This window comes from uncultured Bradyrhizobium sp., assembly GCF_936928535.1.
Classification (GTDB): domain Bacteria; phylum Pseudomonadota; class Alphaproteobacteria; order Rhizobiales; family Xanthobacteraceae; genus Bradyrhizobium.
Map to the genome: position 1 here is coordinate 1 of NZ_CAKZHY010000137.1, position 12838 is coordinate 12838.

At 65.4% G+C, this 12838-nt stretch carries 15 protein-coding genes and 1 other RNA gene; 12 read left to right on the forward strand and 4 right to left on the reverse strand.

The genetic code is table 11. The annotated features are described in order from the left end of the window. Positions 1–1246: DNA polymerase III subunit gamma/tau (locus Q0687_RS27495; RefSeq protein ID WP_298884080.1), on the reverse strand; the 1246-nt coding region annotated here is incomplete at its 3' end. Between the two features lie 95 nt (positions 1247–1341). Continuing rightward, positions 1342–1438: signal recognition particle sRNA small type (gene ffs, locus Q0687_RS27500), an RNA gene on the reverse strand. Between the two features lie 183 nt (positions 1439–1621). Here ffs and Q0687_RS27505 point away from each other — a divergent pair. The 9 genes from Q0687_RS27505 to Q0687_RS27545 all read left to right on the forward strand — a co-directional run bounded on the left by Q0687_RS27505 (position 1622) and on the right by Q0687_RS27545 (position 8996). Continuing rightward, positions 1622–2476 carry a transporter substrate-binding domain-containing protein gene (locus Q0687_RS27505; RefSeq protein WP_298884083.1) on the forward strand — a complete coding sequence of 285 codons (855 nt, stop codon included), beginning with the start codon at positions 1622–1624 and terminating at the stop codon, positions 2474–2476. Positions 2477–2602: 126 nt separating this feature from the next. Next, positions 2603–3265, forward strand: coding sequence for an amino acid ABC transporter permease (locus Q0687_RS27510; RefSeq protein ID WP_298884085.1), 663 nt, complete (start codon positions 2603–2605; stop codon positions 3263–3265). Next, complete coding sequence (locus Q0687_RS27515) at positions 3262–4056, forward strand: amino acid ABC transporter ATP-binding protein (RefSeq protein WP_298884087.1); 795 nt, start codon at positions 3262–3264, stop codon at positions 4054–4056. Before Q0687_RS27510 ends, Q0687_RS27515 begins: the two co-directional genes overlap by 4 nt. Then, entirely contained in the window at positions 4056–4811 is a 756-nt protein-coding gene (locus tag Q0687_RS27520) for an SDR family oxidoreductase (RefSeq protein ID WP_298884088.1), read from the forward strand. The genes Q0687_RS27515 and Q0687_RS27520 overlap by 1 nt, the downstream gene beginning before the upstream one ends. Then, on the forward strand, positions 4808–5935 hold the full coding sequence (locus tag Q0687_RS27525) for a muconate cycloisomerase family protein (RefSeq protein ID WP_298884090.1): 1128 nt from the start codon (positions 4808–4810) through the stop codon (positions 5933–5935). The genes Q0687_RS27520 and Q0687_RS27525 overlap by 4 nt, the downstream gene beginning before the upstream one ends. Before the next feature lie 152 nt (positions 5936–6087). Further along, positions 6088–6507: an HIT family protein gene (locus Q0687_RS27530; protein WP_298884092.1), complete on the forward strand. Its 420-nt coding sequence runs from the start codon at positions 6088–6090 to the stop codon at positions 6505–6507. A gap of 11 nt (positions 6508–6518) precedes the next feature. Then, on the forward strand, positions 6519–7457 hold the full coding sequence (nudC, locus tag Q0687_RS27535) for an NAD(+) diphosphatase (RefSeq protein WP_298884095.1): 939 nt from the start codon (positions 6519–6521) through the stop codon (positions 7455–7457). Between the two features lie 8 nt (positions 7458–7465). Then, positions 7466–8389 (forward strand): sugar kinase, encoded by a 924-nt coding sequence (locus Q0687_RS27540; RefSeq protein ID WP_298884098.1) that lies wholly within the window; start codon positions 7466–7468, stop codon positions 8387–8389. A 97-nt stretch (positions 8390–8486) separates the two neighbouring features. After that, the gene (locus tag Q0687_RS27545; protein ID WP_018643457.1) at positions 8487–8996 is read left to right on the forward strand and encodes an Lrp/AsnC family transcriptional regulator; all 510 of its coding nucleotides are present in this window, start codon (positions 8487–8489) and stop codon (positions 8994–8996) included. Between the two features lie 12 nt (positions 8997–9008). On the opposite strand, the gene Q0687_RS27550 is transcribed toward Q0687_RS27545, so the two are convergent. Continuing rightward, positions 9009–10358, reverse strand: coding sequence for an ATP-binding protein (locus tag Q0687_RS27550; protein WP_298884105.1), 1350 nt, complete (start codon positions 10356–10358; stop codon positions 9009–9011). Further along, positions 10358–11080 (reverse strand): response regulator transcription factor, encoded by a 723-nt coding sequence (locus Q0687_RS27555; RefSeq protein WP_298884108.1) that lies wholly within the window; start codon positions 11078–11080, stop codon positions 10358–10360. The genes Q0687_RS27550 and Q0687_RS27555 overlap by 1 nt, the downstream gene beginning before the upstream one ends. A gap of 182 nt (positions 11081–11262) precedes the next feature. Between Q0687_RS27555 and Q0687_RS27560 the strand changes: the two genes are divergently transcribed. The 3 genes from Q0687_RS27560 (at position 11263) to Q0687_RS27570 (ending at position 12721) form a co-directional block, all read left to right on the forward strand. Then, a complete protein-coding gene (locus Q0687_RS27560) occupies positions 11263–11484 on the forward strand; it encodes a hypothetical protein (protein WP_298884111.1) in 222 nt (73 codons plus the stop codon). Positions 11485–11560: 76 nt separating this feature from the next. Further along, complete coding sequence (locus tag Q0687_RS27565) at positions 11561–11872, forward strand: cysteine rich repeat-containing protein (protein ID WP_298884114.1); 312 nt, start codon at positions 11561–11563, stop codon at positions 11870–11872. 9 nt (positions 11873–11881) lie between these two features. Further along, entirely contained in the window at positions 11882–12721 is an 840-nt protein-coding gene (locus Q0687_RS27570; protein WP_298884116.1) for a sterol desaturase family protein, read from the forward strand. The last annotated feature ends 117 nt before the right edge of the window (positions 12722–12838 follow it).

Sequence of the window (12838 nt, forward strand, 5' to 3'; positions counted from 1 at the left end):
TGCCGCGCGCACCGCCGCCGCTGACGATTTGCGAGCCACCGCCGTTCTGCTCGAGCATCCTGATCGCTTCGTCCGGCGTCGGCAGGTCGGCAACATAGGCGATGCGCACCAGCACCATCTCGGCGGCGGCGGCGGGGCGCGTTGCGGCCTGCACCTCGGTGATGCCCTTGAGCAGCATCTGCCACATCCGCGACAGCACGCGCATCGAGATCTTCGAGGCGAATTCCTTCGCGCGCACGCGCTCGGTCTCGCCATAGGCGACGTTCTCGGCGGTCGCCGGAATGATCTTCACGCGGGTGACGAAATTGACGAACTCGGCGAGATCAGAGAGCACCACGATCGGATCGGCACCGACATCGTACTGATCGCGGAACTCCTTGAAGGCAGCAGCGATGTCGCCGCGCGCCAGCGATTCGAACAGGTCGATCACACGCGTGCGGTCGGCAAGGCCCAGCATCTGCCTGACGGCATCGGCCTTCACCTGCCCCGCCGCATGCGCGATCGCCTGATCGAGCAGCGACAGCGAATCGCGCACCGAGCCTTCGGCCGCGCGCGCGATGATGCCGAGCGCCTCGGGCTCGATCTCGACGCTTTCCTTCGCCGCGATGTTGGCGAGGTGCTTCATCAGCACGTCGGCCTCGACGCGGCGCAGGTCGAAACGCTGGCAGCGCGATAACACTGTCACCGGAACCTTGCGGATCTCGGTCGTCGCGAACACGAACTTGGCGTGCTCCGGCGGCTCCTCCAGCGTCTTCAGGAAGGCGTTGAACGCTGCCGTCGACAGCATGTGGACTTCGTCGATGATGTAGACCTTGTAGCGGGCGCTGGCCGGCGCGTAGCGCACGCTGTCATTGATCTGGCGGACGTCGTCGACGCCGGTATGCGAGGCCGCGTCCATCTCCAGCACGTCCATGTGCCGGCTTTCCATGATCGCCTGGCAATGCACGCCGAGGGTCGGCATGTGGATGGTCGGGCCCTTCACCGAGCCATCCGGCATCTCGTAGTTGAGTGCACGGGCAAGAATGCGCGCAGTGGTGGTCTTGCCCACGCCGCGGACGCCGGTGAGGATCCAGGCCTGCGGAATCCGTCCGGTCTCGAAGGCATTGGAGACGGTGCGGACCACGGCCTCCTGGCCGATCAGATCGTCGAAACTCGAGGGGCGGTATTTCCGCGCCAGCACCCGGTAAGGCGCATTGCCGGCCGGGCCGGCGCTGTCAGGAGGTGGAGGGGCGCCAGCGTCGGTCATCGGTCAATCCGCAATGGAATGTCTCTCGGCTGGCTTTTGCGGACAGGAGCGCGCTGGCGGCTCAAGCCGCCGGCGCAATTCGCTCGAAAAAACAGGTAGGAGACTGACGAGCGACCCGATCCGGACCTCGTTAGGGCTGCTTCCTTCCGGACCTGACCCGGTTGGCGAGTGGCTCGTCCACCGCCAATCTCCCGGTCCCTATTTGGGGCTATCGGGAGCGGAAAGCAAGCGGGTATCACATCGGCCAGCCTGATCTTGCCCAGCATCCGGGCAATTCCTGACCTGCCCAGCCGATAGGCTGTGCTTTCGCTCGCATGGCCGCCTTGGTAAGAACGCTGCCGGAACTCCACCCAACGAGAAAAGCGATTGATCCCAATGGTTACACGTCGTGATGTTGCATCGATTGTCGGACTTGGTGCCATCGGCGCCGTGACCGCCGGCGCACTGGCCTCTCCGGCCGTGGCCCAGGCGGCCGATCCCAACGAATCGACCTTTGCCCGCATCCGCCGCACCAAGAAGATGCGGATCGGCGCGGTCGGCGGCGGCGCGCCCTACTACATGAAGGACCTCGCCACCGGCCAGTGGAAGGGTTTCTACATCGACATCGCCAAGGGACTGGCCGACGACATGGAGGCCGAGCTCGAGATCACCGAGACCACCTGGGGCAATTCGGTGCTGGATCTGCAATCCAACAAGATCGACATCTTCTTCGGCCTCAACCCGACCCCGAAGCGCGCGCTCGTGATCGACTTCTCGGTGCCTGTTTTCAACAACGCTTTCGGCATCCTCTGCAAGAAGGACTTCAAGCCGAAGAGCTGGGCCGAGCTGAACTCGCCCGACATCAAGATCGCGGTCGACCAGGGCTCCTCTCACGACCAGGTCGTCAGCCGCCTGACGCCGAAGGCGCAGATCTCGCGGCTGAAGACCGCCGACGATGCCACCGCCGCGCTGCAGACCGGCCGCGTCGACGCGCAGTGCCTGATCACCATGCTGTCGCTGACCGTGCTGAAGAAGAACCCCTCACTCGGCCAGTTCGTGCTGCCGACGCCGATCTTCGCGACGACGTCGAACGCCGGCTTCCGCCGCGAGAACGACAAGACCTGGCGCGACTACGTCAACACCTGGATCGACTTCAACAAGGGCCTCGGCTTCATCCGCAACGCCATCATCACCAACATGGAGCTGGTGGGCGTGACGGAGGCAGACATTCCGCCGGGCGTGTCGTTGTAAGGTTTAGCGCCGTCATTCCGGGGCGATGCGCAGCATCGAACCCGGAATCTCGAGGTTCCGGGTTCTCGCTACGCGAGCCCCGGAACGACAATGCCAGCGACTAGGCGTACGACGAGTAAGACACGCATGTATCAGTGGGACTTCGGCATCCTCTGGAGCTATCGCTGGCTCTTTCTCAACGGGCTCGGCGTCACCGTCGGCTTCACCGTGGTGATCGTGCTGCTTGGCCTCGTGTTCGGCCTGCTGGGCGCCTTCGGCACCCTGTCGCGCTTCAAGGCCGTGCGCTTGACCGCCCTCACCTTCATCGAGGCGTTTCGTTGTACGCCGATCCTGGTGCAGCTGATCTGGTTCTACTACGCGCTGCCGATCCTCGCCGGCGTCGAGATGACGCCGATCACGGCCTCGGCGCTGGCGCTGTCGCTCTATGGCGGCTCGTTCTATTCCGAGATCATCCGCGGCGGCATCATCTCGATCGACAAGGGCCAATCGGAAGCCGGCGCCGCGCTCGGCATGACGCCTGGCCAGAGCATGCGGCGCATCGTGCTGCCGCAGGCGATCAAGCGCATGATCCCGGCGCTGATGAACCAGTCGATCATCCAGTTCAAGAACACCTCGCTGGTCTCGGTGCTGGCGGTGCCTGATCTGGTATATCAAAGCCAGGTCGCGGCGCATGACAGCTACCGGCCGCTGGAAACCTACACGGCCGTGGCGGTCGCCTATGCGGCGATCCTGATCCCGCTCACCATCATCGTCCGCCGCGGCGAGAAGCGACTGGCGGTCAGCGAATGAGCGAGACGTCGAAAATCGAGATCCGCGGCTTGCGCAAAAGCTTCGGCAGCAACGAGGTCTTGAAGAACATCAACCTCGACGTCGCCAAGGGCGGCGTCGTCGCACTGATCGGGCCATCAGGGTCCGGCAAATCGACGCTGCTCCGCTGCATCAACCTGCTGGTCGTGCCCGATGGCGGCAGCGTCCGCGTCGGCGATATCAGCTTTGCATTCGGCGACGGCGCGAAGCTGCCTGACGTGAAGACGCTGGCAAAGTTCCGCGCCACCACCGGCATGGTGTTCCAGCACTTCAACCTGTTCCCGCACATGACGACGCTTCAGAACGTGATGGAGGGACCCGTCACGGTGCGGCGCATGGCCAAGGCCGATGCCGAAAAGCTCGCGCGGGCGCAGCTGGCCAAGGTCGGGCTCGCGGAAAAGGCGGACCAATATCCGACGACGCTGTCCGGCGGACAGAAACAGCGTGTCGCGATCGCGCGCGCGCTGGCCATGGAGCCCGATGTGATGCTGTTCGACGAAGCGACCTCGGCGCTTGATCCGGAGCTCGTCGGGGAAGTGTTGAGCGTGATCCAGCAACTGGCGTCCGAGGGCATGACCATGGTGATCGTCACCCACGAGATCGCCTTCGCCCGCGAGGTCGCCGACCGCCTGATCTTCATGCGCGACGGCGTCGTGGTCGAGGAAGGCCCGGCGCGACAAGTGATCGACAATCCAAGGGAAGCCGCCACGCGCGCCTTCCTCAGCCATTTCCACCGCACCGGCGCGCTGCCGCCGGCCAACGCGACATCGTGATGCCTGATATCGATCGCGTCTATCTCGTCACCGGCGCCGCCAGCGGCATCGGTCGCGCCACGGCAAAACTGCTCGCGGCACCTGGTGTCGCTCTCCTGCTGCACACGCGCGCGAACGCGGAGGGCCTCGACGCCACTGCGACCGAGGCCGAAGCGAAAGGCGCGGCCGTTGCAAAATGCCTCGGCGACCTTGCCGAGCAGGCGGCGATCATCGACGCCGTAGCCGCCGCACAAAAGGCCTTCGGCCGCCTCGACGGCTTGATCATGGTCGGCGGCCACGCCCGCCGCGGCAGCGCCATCGGCACGCCGGCGGATCAATTCCGACAGGCGATGGACGAATCGGCGCTGGCCTTCACGCGCATGGTCGAGGCCGCGCTGCCACTGCTGCGCGCCGGCCAGGATGCACGAATCGTGGCGGTGTCGTCCTTCGTGGCGCACGCGATCCGGCCCGAATTCGCGCCGTTCGCAGCCACAGCCGCGAGCCGCTCCGCGCTCGAAGCGCTCGTGCGGCTCAGCGCGGTCGAGCTCGCCAAAGACGGCATCACCGTCAACGCTGTCGCGCCGGGCCTGATTTTCAAGGACAAGCCGAGCGAGAGCAGGCTCTCGCCCGAGCAGATCGCCGCGACCGAAGCGCTGATCCCGATGGGCCGTCGCGGACGGCCGGAAGAGGTCGCCGAGATCATCGCCTTCCTGGCCTCGCCAAAAGCGTCCTACGTCACAGGCCAGGTCTGGCACGTCAATGGAGGCCTGACATGAGCGAAGCGACCATCCAGCGGCTCAGGCTGTTCCTGATCGAGAGCCCGATCAAGATGGCGCGCCTGCAGGGCGTCGGCAACGTCAAGGGCACGGTGAAGCGCGTGCTGATCGAGCTGACCTCGAGCGACGGCGTGATCGGCTGGGGCGAGGCGGCACCGTGGGAGGTGTTCACGGGAACGCCGGAAGCTGCCTTCGCCGCGCTCGATATTTATCTGCGGCCGATCCTGCTCGGCAAATCCGTGCGGCGCATTCGCGCACTGATGGCCGAGCTCGACCGCGCGCTGGTCGGCCATGCGGAAGCAAAAGTGGCGATCGAGATGGCGCTGCTCGACATCGTCGGCAAATCCTCAGGCCTATCGGTTGCCGATTTGCTCGGCGGTCGCGTGCGCGACACGATCCCGCTGTCGTTCTCGATCGCCGATCCGGATTTCGCCGCCGATCTCGAGCGCATGCGAAAGATGGTTCCCGAAGGCAATGTCATCTACAAGGTCAAAACAGGCGTGAAGCCGCATCGTGAGGATCTCGATCACCTCGAAGCGATCCGGAAGGAATTCGGCGACAAGGTCGATCTGCGCGTCGACTACAATCAGGCGCTCGCGCCGTTCGGCGCCATCAAGATTCTGCGCGATGTCGAGGAGTTCGCGCCTGATTTCATCGAGCAGCCGGTGCCGCGCAAGTTTCTCGACGTGATGGCGCAACTCACGGCGGCGCTGGAAACGCCTGTGCTCGCCGACGAAAGCTGCTTTGACCGTCGCGACATGATGGAGGTCGTGCGCCGCGAGGCGGCCGATGCCGTCTCCATCAAGTTGATGAAATCCGGCGGCCTGCTCGAGGCGCAGGCGATGATGGCGATCGCCGACATCGCAGGCCTCCCCGGCTATGGCGGCACGCTGTGGGAAGGCGGCATTGGGCTAGCCGCCGGGACACAGCTGATCGCGGCAACGCCGGGCATCTCGCTCGGCTGCGAATTCTACATGCCACATCACGTGCTGACCGAGGACGTGCTGGAGGAGCGCATTGCCAACCGCGGCGGTCACGTTGTCGTGCCCGACGGCCCCGGCCTCGGCATCCGCGTCAGCGAAGCCTCGATGCGCGCCAATGCGCGGGTGCTGGCGGAGGCGTGAGCCTCCGTTGTCGTCCTGGCGAAAGCCCTGGATCTGCGCTTCGCTTGTTTAGGACGACGATCGAGTATGCAGTTGCCATCCTTCCCCTCACTGACCTCGTATCGTATGGTCAGGCCCAACGCGCCCGCCCGCCGGGCCATCCGGAAAGCTCCATGTCCGAACCCGTCTGGTCGCTGCATTCCCGCCTGAAAGAAGACACCATCGATATCGGCGATCTGCCGCTGTCGAAGGTGCTTGTCATCAAGGACGCGCATTATCCGTGGCTGCTGCTGGTGCCGCGGCGCGCTGATGCGGTCGAGATCATCGATCTCGACGAGGTGCAGCAGGCACAGCTGATGACCGAGATCTCCCGCGTCTCGCGCGCGCTGAAGGAGATCACCAGATGCGACAAGCTCAATGTCGCCGCGCTCGGCAATCTCGTGCCGCAGCTTCACGTTCACATCATCGCACGCCGCACCAGCGACGCCGCCTGGCCGCGGCCGGTCTGGGGCGTGATGCCGCCGCTGGCGCACGATGCCACCGAGGTGCAGAATTTCATCAGCGCGCTTCGCAAGAAAATCTGGTTGGGTTGAAAGAACAAGAAATGTCAGCATTCGACTCGTTTCCGCTGGGGCAGCCGGCCTTCGTCACCAACATCCTCGATCGCGCCGCGCATCTGCGCCGCGACGACGAAAAGCTGTTCGCGCTGGAGCAGAAACCATCGTCGCGCGCCTACGTCGTCTACCGCGACTCGCTGCTGGTGAAGCGCGAGGGCGACAAGGCGCGTGCGCTGCTGTCGATCGACGAGGCGCTGAAATGCGGCGCCAATCCCGGCACGATCTTTCTGGGCTTGCGCGATGGCGCGGCGGTGTTCGGCATGGGCCTGGCGCAGGCCGCGGCCGAAAAGCTTGTCGGCCGAGAGGACTACACCGTCACCGAGTTGCGCGGCATGGCGATGCAGGGCGCGATCCCGCCCGAGGAGCTGTCGGCGATCGCGATGGCGAAGTCGATGGTCAGCTGGCACCAGCGCCACGGCTATTGCGCCAATTGCGGCACCCGCAGCGCAATGAAGGAAGGCGGCTGGAAGCGCGACTGTCCGGCGTGCAAGGCCGAGCACTTTCCGCGCACCGATCCCGTCGTGATCATGCTGGTGGCGTCGGGCGAAAAGTGCCTGCTCGGCCGCCAGAAGCAGTTTCCGCCGGGCATGTATTCCTGCCTCGCCGGCTTCGTCGAGGCCGCCGAGACCATCGAGGACGCGGTACGCCGCGAAATCCTGGAAGAGTCAGGCATTCGCTGCACCGACGTGCAGTATTACATGACCCAGCCCTGGCCCTATCCGTCGTCGCTGATGATCGGCTGCAGCGCGCGGGCCGTGAGCGAGGACATCGTGGTCGACCATTCCGAGCTCGAGGACGCGCGCTGGTTCACGCGCGAGGAAGCGGCGCTGATGCTGAAGCGAACGCATCCGGACGGGCTCGCCGGGCCGCATCCGTTTGCCATCGCGCATCATCTGCTCGGCCGCTGGGTCCACGACAAGAGCTGAGGCTGCCGATGGCGCTGCCTGCGATCGCGCCGCGCATCCTGTCCATCGGCATCCCCGTGCGCGATCTCACCTTCCGGGTGGAGGCCGTGCCGGAGCGCGGCAGCAAGGCGAACGCGACACACCTCGCCGAGATCTGCGGCGGCAACGCGCTCAATGCCGCGATCGCGATGGCGCGACTTGGCGGCCGCGTCGCCTTTGCCGGACCGATGGGCGATGCGCGCGAAACGTCGAGCGGCTTCATTCTCGAGCGGATGGCCGCTGAAGGCATCGACACCGCGCACATCGTACGCATCCCTGATACGGCCACGCCCGTCTCGGCGATCATCATCGATGCTTCAGGCGAACGCACGCTGACGATCTACCGCGATCCCGCGCTGTGGAGCGTGATGCTTTCGGATGCAGACGAACTCCTCGCCGATTGCCAGGCCGTCCTGGTCGAGAGCCGCTGCGGTGCCTTTTGCACCGATCTCTGCACCGAGGCGCGCCGGCGCGGCATTCCCGTGATCGTCGGTGTCGACCGCGCGATGGCGCTGACCGACCAATTGCTGACGTCAGCCTCGCATCTGCTGTTTGCCAGCGAGCAGGTGCAGGAGACCGCTGGCATCGCCGACGACGGCGAGGCGCTTCGAAGGCTCGCCAAAGTCACGCCAGCCTTCCTCGCCGCCACCCGCGGCCCTGATGGCACGATATGGTTGAACGAGGCGGGTGGACTGGAGGAGACGCCCGCCTTTCCGGTCGAGGCGCTGGATACCCTTGGCGCCGGCGATGTCTTCCATGGCGCCTTCACCCTCCGACTCGCGGAGGGCGGCTGCTTACGCGAGGCGCTGCGATTCGCCACGGCCGCGGCGGCGCTGAAATGCACCCGCCATGGCGGCAGCCTGGCTGCACCACAACGTATTGAAGTTGAAGCGTTTTTGCAGAAGAGGCGATAGAGCCATTCCGGGACAGGCCGAGATTATGGACTTGCTATAGAAGGATTTTCTCTATATCAGGAAATTAAGCCCCTGAATTGGAACAAAGTTCTTCAAAATGACCGATGCCGCAGTCCAGATCCCCGAGACCAGCCGCCGCCTCGACGCCATCGACCGCAAGATCCTGATGGTGCTCCAAGAGGACGCTTCGCTGTCCGTTGCCGAGATCGGCGACCGCGTCGGGCTGTCCTCGACCCCCTGCTGGAAGCGCATCCAGCGCCTGGAAGCCGACGGCGTGATCCTGAAGCGGGTGGCGCTGGTCGACCAGAACAAGATCGGGCTCGGCATCTCCGTCTTCGTCTCGGTGGAGAGCTCCGATCATTCCGACGCCTGGCTGAAGAAATTCGCCGAAGCCGTCAGCGCCATGCCCGAGGTGATGGAATTCTACCGCATGGCCGGCGACGTCGATTACATGCTCCGCGTCGTGGTCGCGGACATGCAGGCCTATGACATCTTCTACAAGAAGCTGATCAGCGCCGTGCCGCTGAAGAACGTCACCTCGCGCTTCGCGATGGAGAAGATCAAGTCGGTGACGGCGCTGCCGATCCCGGCGGTGGTGGCGGCATAAGGCTGTTCCGCTCTAGCCGGATTGAAACACCGGCAACACGACACCCACCCGCGTGCCCTTGCCGGGGGCTGCGGCAATCTCGATTGTGCCGCCATGGGCCTCGACCAGGCTGCGCACCACGGCAAGGCCGAGGCCGGCGCCGCCGGTGGCGCGGTTACGGGACTTCTCCAGCCGATGGAACGGCTCCAGCACGGTCTGACGCTGATCGGCCGGAATGCCCGGGCCGTCGTCGTCGATCGACACGACAATGGCGCCGTCCTTCAACGCGGCATGGACACGCGCCGCGTGGCCATAGGCGAGCGCGTTGTCGATGATGTTGGCGAGGATCCGCCGCAGCGCCAGCCGATCACCGAGCACGATAGCATCCCGCGCATGGGAGTCCTCCACCAGATCGACCGCGGCTCCCTGCGCGCGGCGATCGTGCACTTCGGCGGCGATCAACGCGACGAACTCGACCATTTCCTGTGACAAGCCGCCGGCGCCGGCCCGCGTCGACAGCAACGCATCGTCGAGCAGGCGGATCATGTCGTCGATATCGGCAACCGCCCGCTGACGTTCGGCGTCATCGGGGATGTGCTCGACGCGCAATCGTAACCTGGTTGCGAACGTCCTGACGTCATGGGCGATGCCACCCACCAGCGTCATGCGCGCGCGCAGCATCTCCGCGAGCCGCCCCTGCAAGCGGTTGAACGCGGCAATGACGGCGCGGATCTCGGGCGCACTGCGCTTTGCGTCCGGCAGCGGCGGCGGATCGGTCGACAGATCGACACGATCGACCGCTGCTGCGAGTTGCGCCAACGGCCGCGTCTCGCGCTGCATGACCAGCAATGCCAGCAGCGCCACGATCGAACCGAACAGACCCGCGCCGAACCCGACGGGCAGGCCAAGCGGGGTGATCGGCAGGCGGGTATAGGCATCGATGATCAGGAGCTCGCCGCCGTGCAGGCCGATCCGGAATTCGATGGCATTGGCCATCAGCCGGGCGATGCGGGGAAACAGGCGTGCGACGCGATGGTCGGGCGGCGACACGATCTCGACCGGGCGTCCGGACAGACCGGCGGCATAGCTCTCGCGCAGCTTCTGCTGCTGCTCCGGCGTCTCGCCATCGACCGGCGCAGCCGACGGCATGATCCGCACCATGAATTGCGGTGAGGACACGGCATCGAGCACGGACTGCCGCGAGGCAACGGCCGTGCGCTCGAGCAGCGCGGCCAGCGCATCGAGACGCTGCGGCGTCGGCCGAGTCAGCTCGTTCTCGTGCACCGTTGTGCGGTAGAAGATTGCCACCACGACGGTGACGACCACGCTGAAGCCGATCAATCCGATCAAGGCCAGCCGCGCGGCAAGCGTCACGCGCAACATCACGACACCTGCCTGACGGTCCCGATGAAGAGATAACCGCCGTTGCGCACCGTCGTGATGAGATTGGAGCCGGGGCTGGCGCCGTCGAGCTTCTTGCGCAACCGCGAGATCAGCATGTCGACGGTGCGATCGAACGGCTCGGCCGAGCGTCCCCGCGTCCAATCGAGAATCTGGTCGCGGGTCAGCACCCGGCGCGGCCGCTGCACAAAGCAGCCGAGCAGGTCGAACTCGGCGCTGGTCAATTGCAGCGCGCTGACCTCGGCCTCGACCGCCTCGACGCTGCGGGCATCGAGATCGATCACGAAGCGGTCGAACGCAAATCGCCGGACCAGAGGTTTGGCGGCGATGCCGTTGCTGCGGCGGAGGACGGCGCGGACCCGCGCCAGCAGCTCACGCGGGCCAAACGGCTTTGCGAGATAATCGTCGGCGCCCATCTCCAGGCCAACCACGCGATCGATCTCGTCGCTCTTGGCGGTGAGCATCAGGATCGGGATGGAATCATCGGCGCGCAGGCGGCGGCAGATCGAAAGCCCGTCCTCGCCCGGCAGCATCAGGTCGAGGATAAGGAGATCGGGCCGCAGCCGCTGAAGCATCGCATCCATCGCCTTGCCGTCGCCGACGCAGGCGACCTCGAACCCCTCGCGCCGCATGAAATCGGCCACGAGGCGGCTGATCTCGGGATCGTCCTCCACCATGAGAATCGTGGCTGGATGCGCGTTCATGGCCGCATTGTGGACAATGACGCCCGCCGCGCAAGGGCACGGGCCTCGTTGTTACATAGTGTTACACGCCCCCGACAAAGCCATAACAATCGTTTCGTGCCGGCAATGCGGCGCAGACCTCGCCGGCCCAGTCTCCTCTGCATGGCGCCGCTCGCGGCAGCCTTCACAAGGAGACGACGATCATGACCAAGTTCTTCCTCACCACTCTCTTCATCGGCGCCCTGTCGGTGGCGGCGGCAGCCGACGCCAATGCCTGGACACGGTCGGCGACCAGCTCCGGTCCGCGCGGCACCTCCAGCGTCACCGCGACGGGCAGCTGCGCCAATGGAAGCTGCTCGCGCAACGTCTCCCGCACCGGTCCGGCCGGCAACACCTACACCCGCTCCGGCACGATCTCGCGCTGAGCGAGGCCGCGCCGGGCCGTCGTCGCGTCTGCCCCACGCGACGGCGGCCGCTTTCTCGGAAGCCCAGGAGAACGACATGTCCACTTGCTCTCGCCTCATCTTGGCAGCGCGCATCGCCATCGCATCCGCCCTGATGATCGCAATCGCCACGCCCGGTTTCGCGCAGACCCAGGTGCCCGCCGATATGCGCAGCGAAGCGACGCTGCTGCTGCGCGCGTGTAGCGCCGACTATGACCGCCTGTGCAGCAGCGTCACACCAGGTGGCGGACGGATCCTCGCCTGCCTGAAATCGCATACCGATCAGCTCAGCGCCGCCTGCGCGCAAATGATGCCACGCGCGCAATTGCTGCGGGACCGCGCGATCACGGCGGGCGTCGCCCCGAAATAGGAGGATTCGATGAGCACGGCATCACTCCTGCTCGATCCCACGCTCCGTCGCGTGATCGTGGCGACGGCGCTCGGCCTGATGCTGCTCGAATATGGCATTGGCCGGCTGGCCCACCGCGAGACCCATGATTGGCGCGAAAGCGTCGCGTCATTCGGCGTCGCGCTCGGACAGAACGTGCTGCGCGCCGCCGAGGCCGGATTTCTCGCCGTGCCGTTCGCCTTCCTCTACCAGCACCGCCTGTTCGACGTCGACCAATCCGATCCGTTCGCGCTGGCCGGACTGTTCGTCGGCAGCGAGTTTCTCTACTATTGGCAGCATCGCGCCTCGCACCGCATTCGCTGGATGTGGGCGACCCATGCGGTGCATCACTCGACGACGCGGCTGAACCTGACCGCCGCGATCCGGCTGGGGTGGACTGGCAACATCTCGGGCAATTTTCTGTTCTTCCTGCCGCTCGCCTGGGTCGGCTTCCATCCCTTCGCGATCGTGACGATGCTCGGGATCAATCTGCTCTACCAGTTCTTCATCCACAGCGACTTCACGCCGCGCCTCGGAAAATTGGAATGGGTGCTCAACACGCCGAGCCACCATCGCGTCCACCACGCCTGCAACGAGCCATGCCTCGACAGGAACTACGGCGGTATCCTGATCGTGTTCGATCGCCTGTTCGGGACCTTTGCCGAGCGGCCGACAGACCAGCCGCTCCGCTTCGGCCTTGTCGGGGGCACGCCCTCCCTCAACCCGATCCGGATCGCGCTCGGCGAATGGATCGCGATGCTCGCCGATGCCTGGGCAGCGCGTGGTGCGGGCGCCAAGCTGCGCGCACTGTTCGGCCCTCCGGGCGGCTAGGCTGCCTACCCGCAGTTGAATTTTTGCGACAATCGCGCGGGAGTCTGCAGTCGTACGGAGCCGGTCTTGGTCGTGTAAAAACGCGTAATCGTGGTGCGCTTTCTTGAAGCCAAAAGC